This is a genomic window from Thauera butanivorans NBRC 103042 (assembly GCF_001591165.1).
In the GTDB taxonomy this organism is placed as follows: domain Bacteria; phylum Pseudomonadota; class Gammaproteobacteria; order Burkholderiales; family Rhodocyclaceae; genus Thauera; species Thauera butanivorans.
In genome coordinates this window covers 188,810-208,154 of sequence record NZ_BCUG01000002.1, presented here as the reverse complement: position 1 = coordinate 208,154, position 19,345 = coordinate 188,810, and the positions used below count along the sequence as shown (strand labels likewise).

Below are 19,345 nucleotides of genomic sequence, written 5' to 3'. Positions count from 1 at the left end.
GTTCGCCAGCCCCTGCTCATCGCTGAATCCAGGAGTTTTTTGTGAGTGCATACCCGCCCGCCCTTCTTGCGCTTGCCGACGGGACAGTCTTCCATGGCAAGGGTATCGGTGCGGTAGGCAGCACGGTTGGCGAGGTGGTGTTCAACACCTCGATGTCCGGTTATCAGGAGATCCTGACTGACCCGAGCTATTCACGCCAGATCGTCACGCTGACCTATCCCCACATCGGCAACACCGGCGTCAACCTCGAGGACGTCGAGGCCACCCGCGCACATGCCGCCGGGCTGGTCATCCGCGACCTGCCGATCCTGCCGTCCAACTTCCGCATGAGCCAGCGGCTCGACGCCTATCTGCGCACCGAGAACGTGGTCGCGATCGCCGGTCTGGATACCCGCAAGCTGACCCGCATCCTGCGCGAGAAAGGCGCCCAGGCCGGCTGCATCGTCACCGCCGCCGAAGGCGAGAAGCTCGACGCCGAAGCCGCCGTCGCCCAGGCGCGCGCCTTCCCGGGGCTGGCCGGCATGGACCTGGCCAAGGTCGTCAGCGTCACCGAGCCCTACGAATGGAAGCAGGCCGAATGGAAGCTCGGCGAAGGCTACACCGAGCAGACCGCGCCGCGCTTCCACGTCGTCGCCTACGATTACGGCGTCAAGCTCAACATCCTGCGCATGCTGGCCGAGCGCGGCTGCCGCCTGACCGTGGTGCCGGCGCAGACGCCCGCCAAGGACGTGCTGGCGCTCAAACCCGACGGCGTGTTCCTGTCCAACGGTCCGGGCGACCCCGACGCCTGCGATTACGCGATCGAGGCCATCGGCGAGATCCTCGCCAGCCGTACGCCGACCTTCGGCATCTGCCTCGGCCACCAGCTGCTGGCGCTGGTGTCGGGGGCGAAGACCATGAAGATGGGCACCGGCCACCATGGCGCCAACCATCCGGTCAAGGACCTCGACACCGGCAAGGTGCTGATCACCAGCCAGAACCACGGCTTCGCCGTCGATCCTGCGACGCTGCCGGCCAATCTGCGCGTCACCCACGTGTCGCTGTTCGACGGCACCAACCAGGGCATCGAGCGCACCGACGTGCCGGCCTTCTCCTTCCAGGGCCACCCGGAAGCGAGCCCGGGGCCGCATGACGTCGCCTACCTGTTCGACCGCTTCATCAAGCTGATGGAAGCGGCCAAGTAATACGGCTCGGGGTGGCCGCCGGGATCGTCCCCGCGGCGCCCTCACTGTTCGACGCCGGCGCCCTCCGCCGGGTCAAGGAATCATCGAGGCAAGACAATGCCGAAACGTACCGACATAAAGAGCATCCTCATCATCGGCGCCGGCCCGATCGTCATCGGCCAGGCCTGCGAGTTCGACTACTCCGGCGCCCAGGCCTGCAAGGCGCTGCGCGAAGAAGGTTACAAGGTCATCCTGGTGAATTCGAACCCGGCGACCATCATGACCGATCCGGAAACCGCCGACGTCACCTACATCGAGCCGATCACCTGGCAGGTGGTCGAGCGCATCATCGAGAAGGAGCGCCCCGATGCCATCCTGCCGACCATGGGCGGGCAGACGGCGCTGAACTGCGCGCTCGACCTCGGCCGCCACGGCGTGCTGGCCAAGTACGGCGTGGAGCTGATCGGCGCCTCCGAAGAGGCCATCGACAAGGCCGAGGACCGCCTCAAGTTCAAGGACGCGATGACCAAGATCGGCCTCGGCTCGGCGCGCTCCGGCATCGCCCACAGCATGGAAGAGGCGCTGCAGGTGCAGGGCGGCATCGGCTTTCCGGTGATCATCCGCCCCAGCTTCACGCTTGGCGGTACCGGCGGCGGCATCGCCTACAACATGGAAGAGTTCCACGAGATCTGCAAGCGCGGTCTCGAAGCCAGCCCGACCAACGAACTGCTGATCGAAGAGTCGCTGCTGGGCTGGAAGGAATACGAGATGGAAGTCGTGCGCGACCGCGCCGACAACTGCATCATCGTCTGCTCGATCGAGAACCTCGACCCGATGGGCGTCCATACCGGCGACTCGATCACCGTCGCCCCGTCGCAGACGCTCACCGACAAGGAATACCAGATCCTGCGCAACGCCTCGATCGCCGTGCTGCGCGAGATCGGCGTCGACACCGGCGGTTCGAACGTGCAGTTCGCGATCAATCCCAAGGACGGCCGCATGATCGTCATCGAGATGAATCCGCGCGTGTCGCGTTCGTCGGCGCTGGCGTCCAAGGCCACCGGCTTCCCGATCGCCAAGGTCGCGGCCAAGCTGGCAGTGGGCTACACGCTCGACGAACTGAAGAACGACATCACCGGCGGCGCCACGCCGGCCTCGTTCGAGCCCTCGATCGACTACGTCGTCACCAAGATTCCGCGCTTCGCCTTCGAGAAGTTCCCGCAGGCCAACGACCGCCTGACCACGCAGATGAAATCGGTGGGCGAAGTCATGGCGATGGGACGCAGCTTCCAGGAATCCTTCCAGAAGGCGCTGCGCGGCCTTGAGGTCGGCGTCTATGGCCTGGACGAGATCGAGGCCGATGTGGAGGATCTGGAGCGTGAACTGGCCAGCCCCGGCCCGGAACGCATCTGGTACGTCGGCCAGGCTTTCCGCGAAGGCATGAACCTTGAGCAGGTGTTCAATCTGAGCAAGATCGATCCCTGGTTCCTGGCCCAGATCGAGGACATCGTGCTGTCCGAGAAGGCGCTGGCCGGCCGCTCGCTGAAGGCCCTGCAGGCCGCCGAGCTGCGCGAGCTGAAGCGCAAGGGCTTCTCCGACCGCCGCCTGGCCAAGCTGCTCAACACCGACGAGACCGCCGTGCGCCTGCATCGCCATGCGCTGGGCGTGCGTCCGGTGTTCAAGCGCGTCGATACCTGCGCGGCCGAGTTCGCCACTTCGACCGCCTACATGTACTCGTCCTACGAGGAAGAGTGCGAAGCCAGGCCGACCGACAAGAAGAAGATCATGGTGCTGGGTGGCGGGCCGAACCGCATCGGCCAGGGCATCGAGTTCGACTACTGCTGCGTGCATGCCGCACTCGCGCTGCGCGAGGACGGCTACGAGACCATCATGGTCAACTGCAATCCCGAGACCGTGTCGACCGACTACGACACCTCGGATCGCCTGTATTTCGAACCGATCACGCTGGAAGACATCCTCGAGATCGTGCATATCGAGAAGCCGGTCGGCGTCATCGTCCAGTTCGGCGGCCAGACGCCGCTGAAGCGCGCCAAGGCGCTGGAAGAGAACGGCGTGCCGATCATCGGCACCACGCCCGACATGATCGACGCCGCCGAAGACCGCGAGCGCTTCCAGAAGCTGCTGACCGACCTCGGCCTCAAGCAGCCGCCCAACCGCACTGCGCGCACGCCGGAAGAGGCGGTGCGCCTGGCGGCCGAGATCGGTTACCCGCTGGTGGTGCGCCCGAGCTACGTGCTCGGCGGCCGTGCGATGGAAATCGTGCATGAGCAGAAGGATCTCGAGCGCTACATGCGCGAGGCGGTGAAGGTCTCCAACGAATCGCCGGTACTGCTCGACCGCTTCCTCAACGACGCCACCGAAGTCGACGTCGATGCGCTGTCGGACGGCCAGCAGGTCATCATCGGCGGCATCATGGAGCACATCGAACAGGCGGGCGTGCATTCGGGCGATTCGGCCTGCTCGCTGCCGCCGTACACGCTGTCGGCCAGGCTGCAGGACGAACTGCGCCGCCAGACCGAGGCGATGGCACGCGCGCTCAATGTCGTCGGCCTGATGAACGTGCAGTTCGCCATCCAGGGTGAGGGCGACAACGCCGTCGTCTATGTGCTGGAAGTGAATCCGCGCGCGTCCCGCACGGTGCCCTTCGTCTCCAAGGCCTGCTCGCTGCCGCTGGCCAAGGTCGCGGCGCGCTGCATGGCTGGCCAGAGCCTGGCCAGCCAGGACGTGGCCGGCGAGATCGTGCCGCCGTACTACTCGGTCAAGGAAGCGGTGTTCCCCTTCGTCAAGTTCCCGGGCGTCGACACCATCCTCGGCCCCGAGATGAAGTCCACCGGCGAAGTCATGGGCGTCGGCCGCAACTTCGGCGAAGCCTTCGTCAAGAGCCAGATCGGCGCCGGCGTCAGACTGCCGACCGGCGGCACCGCCTTCATCAGCGTCAAGCCGAGCGACCGGCCGGTGGCGATCGAGGTCGCACGCGAGCTGCGCGAACTGGGCTTCTCGCTCGTCGCCACCCGCGGTACGGCCTCGGTGATCGAAGCGGCGGGCATTCCGGTGGCGGTGGTCAACAAGGTCAATGAAGGCCGTCCGCACATCGTCGACATGATCAAGAACGAGGAAATCACGCTGGTGATCAACACCGTCGAGGAGAAGCGCCAGGCGATCACCGATTCGCGCTCGATCCGCACCAGCGCGCTGGCGGCCAAGCTCACCATCTTCACCACGATCGAGGGTGCGCGCGCGGCCTGCATGGGCATGCGCCAGATGGCCGCAGGGCTGGATGTGTATTCGGTGCAGGCGCTGCACGCCGAACTGGCGGGTAAGGCATGAACAAGATTCCGCTGACCGTCGCCGGCGCGGAGAAGCTGCGCGAGGAGCTCCACCGTTTGAAGACTGTGGATCGTCCCAACGTCATCGCCGCGATCGCCGAAGCGCGTTCGCACGGCGACTTGTCCGAAAACGCCGAATACGATGCTGCCAAGGAGCGCCAGGGCTTCATCGAAGGGCGCATCATGGAAGTCGAGGGCAAGCTGTCGCATGCCCAGATCATCGACCCCAAGCTGCTCGACGCGGACGGCCGCTGCGTGTTCGCTTCGACCGTGGAGCTCGAGGATCTCGATGCCGGCAAGATGGTGACCTACCAGATCGTCGGCGAGGACGAGGCCGACATCAAGGAAGGGAAGATCTCGGTGAGCTCGCCGATCGCGCGCGCGCTGATCGGCAAGTATGCCGGCGACATCGCCGAAGTGCAGGCGCCGGGTGGCGTGCGCGAGTACGAAATCCTGGACGTGCGCTACGAGTGAATGAAGGCGGAGGCGGTCTTGCGGCCGCCCTTCGAGCCCGGCCCTCGTTTGGGTTGGCCCTCTGGCCGCCTGTCCGTATGTGCGGCCGGATCCGGCCTCAGCGGCCGCGGCTGCTCTTTGCCGGCCCCCGGCTGGACGAGCCGCGTGCGGGGGAGCGGCGGGATTCGGCGCTTGCCTTCGCCAGTGCGGCACGGCGAGCGGCTGCGGCGAAAGCCGCGGCCGATTTGGCCGTGGAGGCGCGCGCAGTGTTTTTCGGCGCGGCGGGCGCTGCAGCCTTTTCCTCGCGCCGTTCGCGCCAGACGACGAGAATGTTGCCGATGTGCTGGACCGGCGCCGCATCGAGGGCTTCGCACAATTCCTTCATCAACTCGTCGCGCTGCTCCCGTTCGGCGCCCTGGACTTTCACCTTGATGAGTTCGTGGGCCTGCAGCGAGCGCTCGATTTCGGCGACGACGGCAGGTGCGAGCCCGTTGCCGGCGATCGTGACGACGGGGTTGAGATGATGGGCTCGGGCGCGCAGGTCGCGGCGCTGAACCGGGGTGAGTTCGACCATTGGATGTCTCTGGATGCTTGAAGCTTCGGGCCCGCGATTCTACTCCTACTCTGATGAGGACGGCTTTTTGAGCGACGTCTTTCCAAGCCGATGAAAAAGAACAAGACAAGCCGTGCCTGGGTGCACGACCACGTGAACGATCCCTACGTCCAGCGCGCCCAGGCCGACGGCTATCGCGCGCGCGCGGCCTACAAGCTGCTGGAGGTCGACGAGCGCGACCATCTGCTGAAACCGGGCGCGGTGGTGGTCGACCTCGGCTCGACGCCCGGCTCGTGGTGCCAGGTCGCGGTCAAGCGCTGCGGGCCGAAGGGGCGGGTGTTCGCGCTCGACATCCTGCCGATGGAGGTGGTGCCCGGGGTGGATTTCCTGCATGGCGACTTCACCGAAGACGAGGTGCTGGAGGCGCTCGAAGCCCGGCTCGACGGGGCGAAAGTCGATGTCGTGCTGTCGGACATGGCGCCGAACCTGAGCGGTGTGGCGGCGGTCGATCAGGCGCGCTCGATCCACCTGTGCGAACTGGCGCTCGATTTCGCCGTGCGCCACCTGAAGCCGGGCGGGCAATTCCTCGTCAAGGTCTTTCAGGGCGAAGGCTTCATGGCCTATCGCAAGCAGGTGGAAGCCGCGTTCTCGTCGGTCCAGGTGCGCAAGCCGAAGGCCTCGCGCGACCGCAGCGCCGAGGTCTATCTGCTGGGCAAGGGACTGCGTGCTTGAGCATGTTCGTGATTGAGCCGGGTAATCGTTGCCATTGGTTTGCCCGGGGGAACGTTCGGCACTAGAATCGGTCAGTCGCGTACATGGCCGCAATGGCTTTTGAGGAACGGAACGTTGAACAATTTATTCAAAAACCTCGCGATCTGGATGGTCATAGGCGTCGTACTGATGACTGTGTTCAACCAGTTCAATACCCGCCAGGCCATGCCGAATACGATGGAGTATTCCCAGTTTCTGGAAGAGGCTAAGGCGGGGCGCATCACCAAGGCGACGATCGACGGCCGCATGGTGAAGGCGACCACCCAGGAAGGGCGGATGATCACCGTCTATACGCCTGGCGTGCAGGACATCTGGATGGTATCCGATCTGATGAAGTACGGTGTCCAGGTCAACGCATCCAAGCCGGAAGAGGAGCAGTCCTTCCTCGCCAGCGTGTTCGTCTCGTGGTTCCCGATGCTGCTGCTGATCGGCGTGTGGATATTCTTCATGCGCCAGATGCAGGGCGGCGGCAAGGGCGGCGCGTTTTCGTTCGGCAAGAGCAAGGCGCGCATGCTCGACGAATCGGCCAACAACATCACTTTTGCCGACGTTGCCGGTTGTGACGAGGCCAAGGAAGAGGTTGCCGAACTGGTCGAGTTCCTGCGCGATCCGTCCAAGTTCCAGAAGCTCGGCGGCCGCATTCCCAAGGGCGTGCTGATGGTCGGCTCGCCGGGTACCGGCAAGACCCTGCTCGCCAAGGCGATCGCGGGCGAGGCCAAGGTGCCGTTCTTCTCGATCTCGGGTTCGGATTTCGTCGAGATGTTCGTCGGCGTCGGTGCCGCGCGCGTGCGCGACATGTTCGAGCAGGCCAAGAAGCAGGCGCCCTGCATCATCTTCATCGACGAAATCGACGCGGTCGGTCGCCAGCGTGGTGCCGGCCTGGGTGGCGGCAACGACGAGCGCGAGCAGACGCTGAACCAGCTGCTGGTCGAAATGGACGGCTTCGAAGGCCAGACCGGCGTGATCGTGATCGCCGCGACCAACCGCCCCGACGTGCTCGACCCGGCGCTGCTGCGCCCTGGCCGCTTCGACCGCCAGGTCGTCGTGGCGCTGCCCGACATCCGCGGCCGCGAGCAGATCCTGAAAGTCCATATGCGCAAGGTGCCGATCGCACCCGACGTCGATGCGCAGGTGCTGGCACGCGGCACGCCGGGTTTTGCCGGCGCCGATCTGGCCAACCTGGTCAATGAGGCGGCCTTGTTCGCGGCACGCGCCAACAAGCGCCTGGTGGACATGGACGACTTCGAGCGTGCCAAGGACAAGATCATGATGGGCGCCGAGCGCCGCTCGGTGGTCATGCCCGAAGAGGAGCGCCGCAACACCGCCTACCACGAATCCGGCCATGCGGTGGTGGCGCGCCTGCTCGACAAGACCGATCCGGTGCACAAGGTCACGATCATCCCGCGCGGCCGTGCGCTGGGCGTGACGATGCAACTGCCGACCGAGGATCGCTACAGCCAGGATCGCGAGCGCCTGCTGCAGACGATTGCCGTGCTCTTCGGCGGCCGGATCGCCGAAGAAATCTTCATGAAGCAGATGACGACTGGCGCATCCAACGACTTTGCCCGGGCGACCGATCTGGCTCGCCGCATGGTCACGCAATGGGGCATGTCCGATACCCTGGGGCCGATGGTGTATGGCGAGGAGGAGGGCGAAATCTTCCTTGGCCGCCAGGTGACGACGCATCGCAATGTGTCCGAGGCCACGATGCAGAAGGTCGATGCCGAGATTCGCCGCATCATCGATCAGCAGTACACGCTGGCGCGCCGTCTGCTCGAGGAGAACAGCGACAAGGTCGAGGCGATGACCAAGGCGCTGCTGGAATGGGAAACCATCGATGCCGAGCAGGTGAACGACATCATGGCGGGCCGTCCGCCGCGCCCGCCCAAGCCGCTGGCGCCGCCGCCAAGCCGCCCGACCGACGATGCGCCGGGTGCGGCACCGACGGCGCCGGCGCCGGCGGCCTGATGGCCTCAGCCTGATCCTCGAAACCCGACGGGCCGGATTTCCGGCCCGTTTTCTTTGGTGAGCAAGCATGTCGATCATTCAGTGCGGGCGTTTCCGCCTCGACCTTTCCCGGCCGCGGGTGATGGCGATCATCAACCTGACGGACGACTCCTTCAGCGGTGATGGACTTCAGGGGGACGTGTCCGCAGCCCTGAGATCCGCGGAGCAGGCGCTCGGACAGGGCGCCGACATGCTGGACATCGGCGCGGAGTCGTCGCGCCCGGGGGCGGAACTCGTGCCGGAGGCGCAGGAGCAGGAGCGCGTGCTGCGTTTCATCGAGCAGGCCCGTGGCTGGAACGTCCCGCTGTCCGTCGACACGATGAAACCGGCGGTGATGCGGGCTGCGCTCGACGCAGGCGCCGACATGATCAACGACATCAACGCATTTCGCGCACCTGGGGCGATCGAGGCCGTCGCCGGCAGCCGGGCCGGCCTGTGCGTCATGCACATGCAGGGCGAGCCGCGCACGATGCAGCACGATCCCCGCTACGAGGACGTGGTCGAGGAGGTCAGGCGCTTCCTCGGCCAGCGTGTGCAGGCGCTGCGGGCGGCCGGTGTCGCGAGCGAGCGGATCGTGCTCGATCCGGGCTTCGGTTTCGGCAAGCGGGTCGAACACAACTATGCCTTGCTGCGCGAGCTGGAGCGTTTCTGCGCGGATGGTTTTGCGGTGCTGGCCGGCCTGTCGCGCAAATCGATGCTGGGCGCGGTGACGGGCCGCGGCGTCGCCGAGCGGATGCCGGCGAGTGTCGTCGCTGCCCTGATTGCCGTGCAGCGCGGGGCGGACATCGTGCGTGTCCACGATGTGGGGCCGACCTGCGATGCAATCAGAATCTGGCAGGCAGTGCGTGGCATGTCCTGAGCGATCGCCTGCGTCCGGTGTCATAATCCGGGCTTTGTGAATCAGCCGGAGTGATGATGGGGCGCAAGTATTTCGGTACCGATGGTGTGCGGGGCAAGGTCGGCGAGGCGCCGATCACGCCCGAGTTCGTGATGAAGCTGGGTTATGCGGCCGGTGTGACGCTGGTTGCGCGCGAAAAACTGCCTGCCGGCGAGCGCCCGGCCGTCCTCATCGGCAAGGACACGCGGATTTCCGGCTACATGCTCGAAGCAGCGCTCGAAGCAGGCTTTGCCGCGGCGGGCGTCGACGTCATGCTGGCGGGGCCGATTCCGACGCCGGCCGTCGCCTACCTGACCCGGGCCCTGCGGCTGCAGGCCGGCGTGGTGATCTCGGCTTCGCACAACCCGTTCTACGACAACGGAATCAAGTTCTTCTCCGCCGGCGGAACCAAGCTGCCCGACGCGCTCGAAGCCGAAATCGAAGCCCATCTCGACGAACCGATGGGCTCGGTGGATTCCGCCCGCCTGGGCAGGGCACGCCGGATCGGTGATGCTGCCGGGCGCTACATCGAGTTCTGCAAAAGCACCTTCCCGAACGAGCTGGATCTGCGCGGCATGCGGATCGCGATCGACTGCGCCCATGGCGCGGCCTATCAGATTGCGCCGAAAGTGTTCCATGAGCTCGGCGCCGAGATCCTGCCGGTCGGGGTCGAGCCGAACGGGTTGAACATCAACGACGGCGTCGGCGCGACCCGGCCCGAGCATCTGTGCCAGGCAGTGCTGGCGCAAAAGGCGGACCTGGGGATTGCGCTCGACGGCGACGCCGACCGCCTGATCATGGTGGATCATCGCGGCGAGATCTACGACGGCGACAAGCTGCTGTACGTGGTCGCTGCAGCCCGGCACGCCGAAGGCAAGCTCGACGGCGTGGTCGGCACCTTGATGAGCAATCTGGGCTTCGAGCATGCGATCGGCCGGCTCGGTGCGCCGTTCGCCCGTGCCAAGGTGGGTGATCGCTACGTGCTCGAGATGCTGCACGAACGCGGCTGGAAGCTGGGCGGCGAGAATTCGGGCCACATCATCTGCCTCGATCGCCACAGCACCGGCGACGGCATCGTGTCGGCGCTGCAGGTGCTGGCGGCGCTCAAGCAGCGGGGGACGAGCCTCGCCGATGCTTGTGCCGATCTCGTCTTCTACCCGCAGAAACTCATCAACGTGCGGCTGCCCACCGGCTTCGACTGGCGTGCCGATACCGGCATCGCTGCAGCGCAGACCAGGGCGGAAGCGACCCTGGGCGACCGCGGCCGTGTGCTGCTGCGCCCGTCCGGCACCGAGCCGCTACTGCGGGTGATGGTCGAAGGACGTGATGGCGAACTCGTCGAACGTCTGGCGCGCGAAATCGCCGATGTGGTGCAGCACGCGATCGCCTGATCGCGGAACGGTGCGGGGCATGCCGCACCGCCGCCTTGCGCTGCCATGGCCGGACGGATTTTTCCGTCCGATGACATGAAACGCGGCTGTAACAATGCGTTGTTACCTTAGGGGCCTGGCTTTCAACCCGAGGTAACGATGATGCGTTTCTCCACCAAGTTTGCCCTTGCCGCTTCTTCCGCCATCCTGCTTGCCTTCAATGCGCAGGCGGCCGACATCACTGGGGCGGGCGCGTCCTTTCCCGCGCCGATCTACGCCAAGTGGGCCGACGCCTACCAGAAGGCTTCGGGCAACCGTGTGAATTACCAATCGATCGGCTCCGGCGGCGGCATTCGCCAGATCACCGCGAAGACGGTCGATTTCGGTGCCTCCGACATGCCGCTGACGCCGGAGAAGCTGGCCGAGGGCGGGCTGCAGCAGTTTCCCACGGTGATCGGCGCGGTCGTGCCGGTGGTGAACCTGCAGGGCATCAAGCCGGGCGACATGAAGCTGACCGGCGAAGTCCTGGCCCAGATCTATCAGGGCAAGATCAACAAATGGAACGATCCGGCGCTGGTCGCCTTGAATCCGGGCCTTGCCTTGCCGGATCAGGACATCGGTGTGGTGCGCCGCGCCGACGGCTCCGGCACGACCTTCGTGTTCACCAACTACCTGTCCAAGGTTTCCGCCGAGTGGAAGGACGCGATCGGCGAGGGTACTGCGGTGCAGTGGCCGGTGGGCCTGGGCGGCAAGGGCAACGAAGGCGTGTCGGCCTTCGTGCAGCGCCTGCCGGGGTCGATCGGCTATGTCGAATACGCCTACGCGAAGCAGAACAAGCTGGCGCATGCCATCCTGCAGAACAAGGACGGCCAGTTCGTCGAGCCGAGCAACGAAAGCTTCGCTGCAGCAGCCGAAGGCGCCGACTGGTCCAAGTCGGCCTTCTACGAGATCCTGACCAACCAGCCTGGCCCCAAGTCCTGGCCGATCACCAGCGCGACCTTCATCCTGATGCACAAGGTGCAGGGCAAGCCGGCACAGGCCGCTGAAGTTTTGAAGTTCTTCGACTGGGCCTATGCCAACGGCGGCGACATGGCGCTCGAGCTCGAGTACATTCCGATGCCGAAGGCCACCGTCGACCTGATTCGCGCCTCCTGGGGCGAGATGAAGGACGCTGCCGGCGCGCCGATCCCGTACGCGAAGTAAGCGGGACTCCACCCCATGGCCCAACGTAGCCAACAGCCGGAGGCCCATGGGGCCTTTGGTGCTTCAGTCACTGCGGGAGGCGGCTCCCAGGCCGCCGCCCTTCCGGGTGTTTCAATGCGAACGACCGAGTTCAAGTCGTCGGCGTCGAGAAGAGCCGGCGACAAGGTGTTCAGCGGCATGGCGAAGGCTTTCGCCTGGCTGACGCTGATCCTGCTGGCGGGCATCGTCGTCGCGCTCATCTATGCATCCTGGCCGAGCATCCAGGCTTTCGGCATCGGTTTCCTGTTCTCCGATGCCTGGAATCCGCCGATGGAGGATTTCGGCGCGCTGATTCCGATCTACGGCACGCTGGTCACGTCGGCGATCGCCTTGCTGATCGCAGTGCCGGTCAGCTTCGGCATCGCGCTGTTCCTGACCGAGCTTTCGCCTGCCTGGCTGCGCCGGCCGCTCGGTACCGCGATCGAGCTGCTCGCGGCCATTCCCAGCATCGTCTATGGCATGTGGGGCCTGCTGATCTTTGCCCCCATCTTCGCGCAGTACGTTCAGCCCGGCCTGCAGTCGTCGATCGGACAGGTGCCGATCATCGGCAAGCTCTTTGCCGGTGCGCCGCTGGGCATCGGCCTGCTCTGTGCAGGCATCATCCTGGCGATCATGATCATCCCCTACATCGCTTCGGTCATGCGCGACGTGTTCGAGGTGACGCCGCCGATGCTGAAGGAGTCGGCCTACGGCGTCGGCTGCACGACCTGGGAAGTGATGTGGGGCGTGGTGCTGCCCTACACCAAGACCGGCGTGATCGGCGGCGTGATGCTGGGTCTCGGCCGTGCGCTGGGCGAGACGATGGCGGTGACCTTCGTCATCGGCAACACCAACTTCCTCAATTCCGCATCGCTGTTCGAGCCCGGCAACAGCATTACCTCGGCGCTGGCGAACGAGTTCGCCGAAGCCGATCCGGGCCTGCATACCGCTGCGCTGATGGAACTCGGCCTGATCCTGTTTGCGATCACGCTGGTCGTGCTGATCGTTTCCAAACTGCTGCTGATGCGACTCGCCAAGGGCGAAGGCGCCAAGAGCTGAGCGAGTGACCGACATGAATCTGCTTGCAAGACGCAAACTCACCAACAAGGTCGCCCTGACCCTGTCCCTGTCGGCAATGGCCTTCGGCCTGTTCTGGCTGGCGTGGATATTGTGGACGGTGTTCGATCTGGGGCTGTCCGGCCTGTCGGTCGCCCTGTTCACCGAGATGACGCCGCCCCCGGGCGCGGACAGCGGCGGCTTGCTCAATGCCATCATGGGCAGCCTGATCCTGGTGACGCTGGCGACCCTGCTCGGAACGCCGATCGGCATCCTGACCGGCGTGTATCTGGCCGAATATGGCCAGCACCACTGGCTGGGCAAGACCACCCGCTTCATCAACGACCTGCTGCTGTCGGCGCCGTCGATCGTCATCGGTCTGTTCGTCTATGCGGTGGTGGTGGCGCAGACGGGCAAGTTCTCGGCCTGGTCGGGGGTGATCGCGCTGGCGCTGATCGTGCTGCCGGTCGTCGTGCGCACGACCGAGAACATGCTGCAGCTGATCCCCAACACCTTGCGCGAAGCCGCTTTTGCATTGGGCGCGCCGAAGAGCGTGGTGATCTCCAAGGTCACGCTGCGGGCGGCCCGCGCCGGCGTGCTGACCGGCGTGCTGCTGGCGGTGGCGCGGATCGCGGGTGAAACGGCGCCGCTGCTCTTCACCGCGCTGTCCAACCAGTTCTGGTCGTTGAACCTCAACGAACCGATGGCCAACCTGCCGGTGACCATCTTCAAGTTCGCCATGAGTCCCTTCACCAACTGGCAGGAGCTGGCCTGGGCGGGCGTCTTCCTGATCACCATGGGTGTCCTGGTACTCAACATCATTGCCCGCGTCTTCCTGCGGGCCGAGAAGATCAACTGAGGATCAAGCAAGGATCCGTTGCCAGCAATCCGGGGCCGACAGCCGGCCCGCGACTGGAGAAGAACATATGCAGATCAACGACGCACAAATCGAGTTCAAGGACTTCAACTTCTACTACGGCAAGTTCCATGCGCTGAAGAACATCAACTTCAAGATGGCGCGGCACAAATGCACTGCCTTCATCGGCCCGTCCGGCTGCGGCAAATCGACGCTGCTGCGCACGATCAACCGCATGTACGATCTCTACCCCGAACAGCGCGCCGACGGCCAGTTGCTGCTCGACGGCCGCAACCTGCTGGGCTCGGACATCGACGTCAGCGTGCTGCGGGCCAAGATCGGCATGGTCTTCCAGAAGCCGACACCGTTTCCGATGTCGATTTACGACAACATCGCCTTCGGCGTGAAGCTGCATGAAAGGCTGTCGGCGAAAGACATGGACGATCGCGTGGAATGGGCGCTGCGCAAGGCGGCGCTGTGGGAGGAGGTCAAGGACAAGCTCCACCAGAGCGGCATGAGCCTGTCGGGCGGGCAGCAGCAGCGCCTGTGCATCGCCCGCGGCATCGCGGTGAAGCCCGAAGTCATCCTGCTCGACGAACCGACTTCGGCGCTCGATCCGATCTCGACTGCGCGCATCGAGGAACTGGTCGACGAACTGAAGGCCGAGTTCACCATCATCATCGTCACGCACAACATGCAGCAGGCGGCGCGGATCTCGGATTACACCGCCTACATGTACCTTGGCGAGATGGTCGAGTTCGGCGTCACCGACGAATTGTTCGTGAAGCCGAAGAAGAAGGAAACCGAGGACTACATCACCGGCCGATTCGGCTGAACGGACGAGGGCGGCCGGGCCGCCCTTTTTCAATGCCCGGCCGCCCCGAGGCAAAAGCGCCCCTCGGGGGGTGAGCAGGGTTTCGCGGAGCACTGCTCCGTGTCGGCGGAACGGGCCAGCGGTGTAAAGCTGGCCCTCCTGCGATCCGCGCAGCGGTGGGGCGTGGGGGCCTTTTTCTGCGCCCGGATGTGGCCGGCATATGCTGCCGGCCACAGCCTATGCGGAATCGTTCCTGCGCAGCGCCGCGTTGAGCTGGTCGACGAGTTCGGCCCAATCGGCATCGTTCGCAAGCTGCTCTTGGAGAAATGCTGCCTGGCCCGTGGTCCAGAACGGCGCGTCGGGCAGCTTCACTTCGTCGGCAAGCGGCGCATGAGCGGCAATGAAGGCTTCGATCTCGGCGGTCGAGTCCGGCAGCCCGAGCTGGGCGAAAAGATCCTTCAAGACGTGCACTGGCTTTTCCATGGCGGTGCTCCTGCGGTGGCGAGTGGCTCTCGTTCGGCAGACCTGGCACGGTTTGGTTCGTGTCCGGCGCGGTCCGGCATTCGCTACGCCGCACGCCACCAGGCATCGGCGGGTGGGCGTGATTCCAAGCATAGCGTCGACACACGCGCCGGTGTGCCGCCACGGCGCGGGCGAAGTGTGCCGCAGGGCAGGCCATTCGCGCGGATTTGCCGGCTGGTCGCCTGGGTCCTATAATCCTGCGGTTTAGCTTTCTGCGTCAGAACGGCGGTACCATGATCAAGAAACTCGTCGCAGGCAACTGGAAGATGAACGGCAGCCTCGCTGCCAACGAAGCGCTGCTTGCGGCGCTTCAGCCGGTGCCTGGGGTCGATGTCGCGCTGTGTGTGCCCTATCCCTATCTTGCCCAGTTGCAGCGTCGTCCGTCGGGCTTCGAACTGGGGGCGCAGGACGTCAGCGAATTTGCCGCAGGCGCCTACACGGGCGAAGTCAGCGCGGCGATGCTCACGGACTTCGGTTGCCGTTACGTGATCGTGGGCCATTCCGAGCGGCGGGCGCTGTTCGGCGAGGATGATCTGACCGTCGCCCGCAAGGCCTCGTCGGCCTTGTCGGCGGGGCTGGTGCCGATCGTCTGTGTGGGCGAGACGCTGGACGAGCGCGAGGCGGGTGAAGTGACGGCCGTCATCACGCGCCAGCTTGCTGCAGTGGCCGATTTGCTCGGCCAGGAAGGGTTGAGCCGGCTGGTGCTGGCTTACGAGCCGGTCTGGGCGATCGGCACCGGGCGTTCGGCCACGGCGGAACAGGCCGAAGAAGCCCATGCTGCGATGCGCGGCTGGCTGGCGGGGCAGGGCGTCGATGCGGGTGTCATCCGCATCCTGTATGGCGGCAGCGTGAAGCCGGACAATGCGGCAGAGCTTTTCGCGATGCCGAACGTGGATGGCGGGCTGATCGGCGGCGCGTCGCTGGTTGCCGATGATTTCATGACCATCTGCCGGGCGGCAGGGGTCTGAGTTTTCAACGAAGTTCTTTTAGGGTTTGTGATGGGTGACTATCTTTTCTCTCTCGTGCTGACCGTCCATGTACTGGTCGGCCTCGGCGTGATCGGCCTGGTCCTGATGCAGCATGGGAAGGGGGCCGACATGGGGGCCGCGTTCGGCAGTGGTTCGTCGGGCAGCCTGTTCGGTTCGTCCGGCTCGGCGAACTTCCTCAGCCGCACGACGGCAGTGCTGGCGACGGCCTTCTTCCTGACCAGTCTGGGGCTGAGCTACCTCGCCAACGACAAGCCGGCAGCGCCGTCGAGCATCATGGAAGGCGTGCAGGTGTCGCCGTCGCAGGATGCCGTCCCTGCGGTGCCGCCGGTGCCGGCCGACGACTCCGCAGCGCAGGCCATCCCCAAATAAATACGCATCCGGCTGTTTGCTCGCTGCGTAAAAAATCGTATAATCGCTTGGCTTTGAAACAAAGCGCCGACGTGGTGAAATTGGTAGACACGCTATCTTGAGGGGGTAGTGGCGAAAGCCGTATGAGTTCGAGTCTCATCGTCGGCACCATGATTACGGAGAGCGCCCGCTATTGCGGGCGTTCCCATGCAGAGCAGCCAAAACAATAATGACAGCGCTCCTGCTGTCGAATTTGCTAGGGGGTTTTGAGCATGCTGGAAAATTACTTTCCTGTTCTGATGTTCATGCTCGTGGGACTGGGTTTCGGTGTTGCCCCTGTGCTTCTCGGGCGGATCGTTGCTCCCTATCGTCCCGACAGTGAAAAGCTCTCCCCGTACGAATGCGGCTTCGAGGCGTTCGAGGACGCCCGCATGAAGTTCGACGTTCGCTACTATCTGATCGCCATTCTCTTCATTCTGTTCGATCTGGAAATCGCCTTCCTGTTTCCGTGGGCGACGGTTTTCCAGGAGTTCATCGCTGCCGGCGAGCATGCCTGGTTCGTGTTCGGTTCGGTGATGGTCTTTCTTGCGATTCTGGTTATCGGATACATCGTCGAGTGGAAGAACGGTGCGCTCGACTGGGAGTAAGGCATGAGCATTGAGGGTGTCTTCCGCGAAGGTTTCGTCACGACTTCGCTCGACGCGGTCATCAACTGGACGCGCACCGGCTCGCTGTGGCCGATGACTTTCGGTCTGGCCTGCTGTGCGGTCGAGATGATTCATGCCGGCTGTGCCCGGTATGACCTGGACCGTTTCGGTGTGGTATTCCGGCCCAGTCCCCGCCAGTCCGATCTTATGATCGTGGCCGGTACCTTGTGCAACAAGATGGCGCCGGCGCTGCGCAAGGTGTACGACCAGATGGCCGAGCCGCGCTGGGTCATTTCGATGGGGTCCTGTGCCAATGGCGGCGGGTACTACCACTATTCCTATTCGGTCGTGCGTGGCTGCGACCGCATCGTGCCGGTCGATGTCTATGTGCCGGGCTGTCCGCCCACGGCCGAGGCCTTGCTCTACGGCATTCTCCAGCTTCAGAACAAGATCAAGCGCACGAACACGATCGCGCGTTGACAGGTGCCCCAGACATGAGTGCCAAGCTTGAACGCCTGAGCCAGAAGCTGTGCGATGTATTCGGTGAAACACTGCAGTCCCTGGTTGTCGACTGTGGGGAAGTGACGATCGAAGTCGCTGCCGCCGATTATCTGAACGTCGCCCGAACGCTCCGCGACCACGAAGACCTGCATTTCGAGCAACTGATCGACATCTCGGGTCTCGACTATTCCACCTACGGCAATGAGAGCTGGGAGGGCAAGCGCTTCGCTTCGGCCGCGCATCTGACCTCCGTTCGCCACAACTGGCGCCTGCGTCTGCGGGTGTTTGCCGACGACGATGCCTTTCCGGTGCTGGATTCCGTCGTGGATGTCTGGCCGAGCGCCAACTGGTTCGAGCGCGAGTCCTTCGATCTGTACGGCATCATGTATGCCGGCCACCCCGATCTGCGTCGCATCCTGACCGACTACGGCTTCGTCGGACATCCGTTCCGCAAGGACTTCCCGATTTCGGGTTACGTCGAAATGCGCTACGACCCGGAGCAGGGCAGGGTCGTCTATCAGCCGGTCACCATCGAGCCGCGCGAGAACACGCCGCGCATCGTGCGCGAAGAGAACTACGGGGACGTCGGCCATGGCTGAGATCCGCAACTACACGATCAACTTCGGCCCGCAGCACCCGTCGGCCCACGGCGTGCTGCGCCTGGTGCTCGAACTCGACGGCGAAGTCGTCGAGCGCGCCGATCCTCACATCGGCCTGCTGCACCGCGGTACCGAGAAGCTTGCCGAAACGCGCACCTGGGTCCAGTCGGTGCCGTACATGGACCGCCTCGACTACGTGTCGATGATGTGCAACGAGCACGCCTACTGTATGGCCATCGAACGCCTGCTCGGCGTCGAGGTGCCGGAGCGGGCGCAGTACATCCGCGTGATGTTCGACGAGATCACGCGCATCCTGAACCACCTGCTCAACATCGGCACCCACGCGCTCGACATCGGTGCGATGACGATGGTGCTCTACACCTTCCGCGAACGCGAAGATCTGATGGACGTCTATGAGGCGGTCTCGGGCGCGCGGATGCATGCGGCGTACTACCGGCCCGGCGGCGTCTATCGCGACCTGCCCGACCGGATGCCGAAGTACGAGGTCAACAAGTTCCGCAACGAGAAGACGGTGCGCGAGCTCAACGCCGCGCGCGATGGCTCGATGCTCGATTTCATCGAGGATTTCACCAACCGCTTCCCGACTTATTGCGACGAGTACGAAACCCTGCTGACCGACAACCGGATCTGGAAGCAGCGTACCGTGGGCATCGGCGTGGTCTCGCCGGAGCAGGCGCTCGCCTGGGGTTTCACCGGTCCGATGCTGCGCGGTTCCGGCATCGCATGGGATCTGCGCAAGAAGCAGCCCTATGAAGTCTATGACCGCATGGATTTCGACGTGCCCATCGGCAAGAACGGCGACTGCTACGATCGCTATCTGTGCCGCATGGAGGAAATGCGCCAATCGAATCGCATCGTCAAGCAGTGCGTGGACTGGCTGCGCAAGAATCCCGGTCCGGTCATCACGGACAACCACAAGGTGGCACCGCCTTCGCGCGAGGACATGAAGTCCAACATGGAAGAGCTGATCCACCACTTCAAGCTTTTCACCGAGGGCATCCATGTGCCCAAGGGCGAGGTCTATGCCGCGGTCGAGCACCCGAAGGGCGAGTTCGGCGTGTATGCGGTCTCGGACGGCGCGAACAAGCCGTACCGCCTCAAGCTGCGGGCGCCGGGCTTCGCGCACCTCGCCGCGATGGATGACATCGCCCGTGGACACATGATCGCGGACGTCGTCGCCATCATCGGTACGATGGATGTCGTGTTCGGCGAGATCGACCGCTGAGGTCG

General features: G+C 64.5%; 19 protein-coding genes and 1 tRNA gene. 18 read left to right on the top strand and 2 right to left on the bottom strand.

Going from position 1 to position 19,345, the window contains the following annotated elements:
* Positions 1-41 precede the first annotated feature (41 nt).
* The 3 genes from carA (at position 42) to greA (ending at position 4,984) form a co-directional block, all read left to right on the top strand.
* Positions 42-1,184, top strand: coding sequence for a glutamine-hydrolyzing carbamoyl-phosphate synthase small subunit (carA, locus tag TBU01S_RS01245; RefSeq protein WP_068634809.1), 1,143 nt, complete (start codon positions 42-44; stop codon positions 1,182-1,184).
* A 96-nt stretch (positions 1,185-1,280) separates the two neighbouring features.
* Positions 1,281-4,511: a carbamoyl-phosphate synthase large subunit gene (gene carB, locus TBU01S_RS01240; RefSeq protein ID WP_068634808.1), complete on the top strand. Its 3,231-nt coding sequence runs from the start codon at positions 1,281-1,283 to the stop codon at positions 4,509-4,511.
* Positions 4,508-4,984 carry a transcription elongation factor GreA gene (gene greA / locus TBU01S_RS01235; RefSeq protein ID WP_068634807.1) on the top strand — a complete coding sequence of 159 codons (477 nt, stop codon included), beginning with the start codon at positions 4,508-4,510 and terminating at the stop codon, positions 4,982-4,984. Before carB ends, greA begins: the two co-directional genes overlap by 4 nt.
* Before the next feature lie 97 nt (positions 4,985-5,081).
* Here greA and yhbY read toward each other — a convergent pair whose 3' ends face one another.
* Positions 5,082-5,537 carry a ribosome assembly RNA-binding protein YhbY gene (gene yhbY / locus TBU01S_RS01230; RefSeq protein WP_068634806.1) on the bottom strand — a complete coding sequence of 152 codons (456 nt, stop codon included), beginning with the start codon at positions 5,535-5,537 and terminating at the stop codon, positions 5,082-5,084.
* Between the two features lie 90 nt (positions 5,538-5,627).
* On the opposite strand from yhbY, the gene TBU01S_RS01225 reads away from it, so the two are divergent.
* The 8 genes from TBU01S_RS01225 to pstB all read left to right on the top strand — a co-directional run bounded on the left by TBU01S_RS01225 (position 5,628) and on the right by pstB (position 14,509).
* Positions 5,628-6,248 carry an RlmE family RNA methyltransferase gene (locus TBU01S_RS01225; protein WP_068634805.1) on the top strand — a complete coding sequence of 207 codons (621 nt, stop codon included), beginning with the start codon at positions 5,628-5,630 and terminating at the stop codon, positions 6,246-6,248.
* A gap of 114 nt (positions 6,249-6,362) precedes the next feature.
* Positions 6,363-8,255: an ATP-dependent zinc metalloprotease FtsH gene (gene ftsH, locus TBU01S_RS01220; protein WP_068634804.1), complete on the top strand. Its 1,893-nt coding sequence runs from the start codon at positions 6,363-6,365 to the stop codon at positions 8,253-8,255.
* Positions 8,256-8,322: 67 nt separating this feature from the next.
* On the top strand, positions 8,323-9,153 hold the full coding sequence (gene folP / locus TBU01S_RS01215) for a dihydropteroate synthase (RefSeq protein WP_068634803.1): 831 nt from the start codon (positions 8,323-8,325) through the stop codon (positions 9,151-9,153).
* 56 nt (positions 9,154-9,209) lie between these two features.
* Positions 9,210-10,562 carry a phosphoglucosamine mutase gene (glmM, locus tag TBU01S_RS01210; protein WP_068634802.1) on the top strand — a complete coding sequence of 451 codons (1,353 nt, stop codon included), beginning with the start codon at positions 9,210-9,212 and terminating at the stop codon, positions 10,560-10,562.
* A 138-nt stretch (positions 10,563-10,700) separates the two neighbouring features.
* Complete coding sequence (pstS, locus tag TBU01S_RS01205) at positions 10,701-11,744, top strand: phosphate ABC transporter substrate-binding protein PstS (protein ID WP_245650810.1); 1,044 nt, start codon at positions 10,701-10,703, stop codon at positions 11,742-11,744.
* Positions 11,745-11,858: 114 nt separating this feature from the next.
* Entirely contained in the window at positions 11,859-12,821 is a 963-nt protein-coding gene (gene pstC, locus TBU01S_RS01200; RefSeq protein WP_068634801.1) for a phosphate ABC transporter permease PstC, read from the top strand.
* 13 nt (positions 12,822-12,834) lie between these two features.
* A complete protein-coding gene (pstA, locus tag TBU01S_RS01195) occupies positions 12,835-13,677 on the top strand; it encodes a phosphate ABC transporter permease PstA (RefSeq protein ID WP_068634800.1) in 843 nt (280 codons plus the stop codon).
* 67 nt (positions 13,678-13,744) lie between these two features.
* Entirely contained in the window at positions 13,745-14,509 is a 765-nt protein-coding gene (gene pstB / locus TBU01S_RS01190) for a phosphate ABC transporter ATP-binding protein PstB (RefSeq protein ID WP_068634799.1), read from the top strand.
* A gap of 216 nt (positions 14,510-14,725) precedes the next feature.
* On the opposite strand, the gene TBU01S_RS01185 is transcribed toward pstB, so the two are convergent.
* Positions 14,726-14,971, bottom strand: coding sequence for a DUF2789 domain-containing protein (locus TBU01S_RS01185; protein ID WP_068634798.1), 246 nt, complete (start codon positions 14,969-14,971; stop codon positions 14,726-14,728).
* A 272-nt stretch (positions 14,972-15,243) separates the two neighbouring features.
* Between TBU01S_RS01185 and tpiA the strand changes: the two genes are divergently transcribed.
* From tpiA to TBU01S_RS01150, 7 genes are all read left to right on the top strand, one after another.
* Positions 15,244-15,978, top strand: a complete 735-nt coding sequence (gene tpiA, locus TBU01S_RS01180; RefSeq protein WP_068634797.1) for a triose-phosphate isomerase — start codon at positions 15,244-15,246, stop codon at positions 15,976-15,978.
* 30 nt (positions 15,979-16,008) lie between these two features.
* The gene (gene secG, locus TBU01S_RS01175) at positions 16,009-16,368 is read left to right on the top strand and encodes a preprotein translocase subunit SecG (protein WP_068634796.1); all 360 of its coding nucleotides are present in this window, start codon (positions 16,009-16,011) and stop codon (positions 16,366-16,368) included.
* Between the two features lie 65 nt (positions 16,369-16,433).
* A tRNA-Leu gene (locus tag TBU01S_RS01170) sits at positions 16,434-16,518 on the top strand.
* A gap of 101 nt (positions 16,519-16,619) precedes the next feature.
* Positions 16,620-16,994, top strand: coding sequence for an NADH-quinone oxidoreductase subunit A (gene ndhC / locus TBU01S_RS23540; RefSeq protein WP_068634795.1), 375 nt, complete (start codon positions 16,620-16,622; stop codon positions 16,992-16,994).
* 3 nt (positions 16,995-16,997) lie between these two features.
* Entirely contained in the window at positions 16,998-17,474 is a 477-nt protein-coding gene (locus TBU01S_RS23535) for a NuoB/complex I 20 kDa subunit family protein (RefSeq protein WP_068634794.1), read from the top strand.
* Between the two features lie 14 nt (positions 17,475-17,488).
* A complete protein-coding gene (locus tag TBU01S_RS01155) occupies positions 17,489-18,094 on the top strand; it encodes an NADH-quinone oxidoreductase subunit C (RefSeq protein ID WP_068634793.1) in 606 nt (201 codons plus the stop codon).
* Positions 18,087-19,340: an NADH-quinone oxidoreductase subunit D gene (locus TBU01S_RS01150; protein WP_068634792.1), complete on the top strand. Its 1,254-nt coding sequence runs from the start codon at positions 18,087-18,089 to the stop codon at positions 19,338-19,340. The genes TBU01S_RS01155 and TBU01S_RS01150 overlap by 8 nt, the downstream gene beginning before the upstream one ends.
* Positions 19,341-19,345: the final 5 nt, after the last annotated feature.

Coding starts and splice junctions, on each gene's coding strand:
- carB (WP_068634808.1), top strand. CDS start 1,281: ATGCCGAAACGTACCGACATAAAGAGCATCCTCATCATCGGCGCCGGC.
- greA (WP_068634807.1), top strand. CDS start 4,508: ATGAACAAGATTCCGCTGACCGTCGCCGGCGCGGAGAAGCTGCGCGAG.
- yhbY (WP_068634806.1), bottom strand. CDS start 5,537: ATGGTCGAACTCACCCCGGTTCAGCGCCGCGACCTGCGCGCCCGAGCC.
- TBU01S_RS01225 (WP_068634805.1), top strand. CDS start 5,628: ATGAAAAAGAACAAGACAAGCCGTGCCTGGGTGCACGACCACGTGAAC.
- folP (WP_068634803.1), top strand. CDS start 8,323: ATGTCGATCATTCAGTGCGGGCGTTTCCGCCTCGACCTTTCCCGGCCG.
- glmM (WP_068634802.1), top strand. CDS start 9,210: ATGGGGCGCAAGTATTTCGGTACCGATGGTGTGCGGGGCAAGGTCGGC.
- pstS (WP_245650810.1), top strand. CDS start 10,701: ATGATGCGTTTCTCCACCAAGTTTGCCCTTGCCGCTTCTTCCGCCATC.
- pstC (WP_068634801.1), top strand. CDS start 11,859: ATGCGAACGACCGAGTTCAAGTCGTCGGCGTCGAGAAGAGCCGGCGAC.
- pstA (WP_068634800.1), top strand. CDS start 12,835: ATGAATCTGCTTGCAAGACGCAAACTCACCAACAAGGTCGCCCTGACC.
- pstB (WP_068634799.1), top strand. CDS start 13,745: ATGCAGATCAACGACGCACAAATCGAGTTCAAGGACTTCAACTTCTAC.
- TBU01S_RS01185 (WP_068634798.1), bottom strand. CDS start 14,971: ATGGAAAAGCCAGTGCACGTCTTGAAGGATCTTTTCGCCCAGCTCGGG.
- tpiA (WP_068634797.1), top strand. CDS start 15,244: ATGATCAAGAAACTCGTCGCAGGCAACTGGAAGATGAACGGCAGCCTC.
- secG (WP_068634796.1), top strand. CDS start 16,009: ATGGGTGACTATCTTTTCTCTCTCGTGCTGACCGTCCATGTACTGGTC.
- ndhC (WP_068634795.1), top strand. CDS start 16,620: ATGCTGGAAAATTACTTTCCTGTTCTGATGTTCATGCTCGTGGGACTG.
- TBU01S_RS23535 (WP_068634794.1), top strand. CDS start 16,998: ATGAGCATTGAGGGTGTCTTCCGCGAAGGTTTCGTCACGACTTCGCTC.
- TBU01S_RS01155 (WP_068634793.1), top strand. CDS start 17,489: ATGAGTGCCAAGCTTGAACGCCTGAGCCAGAAGCTGTGCGATGTATTC.
- TBU01S_RS01150 (WP_068634792.1), top strand. CDS start 18,087: ATGGCTGAGATCCGCAACTACACGATCAACTTCGGCCCGCAGCACCCG.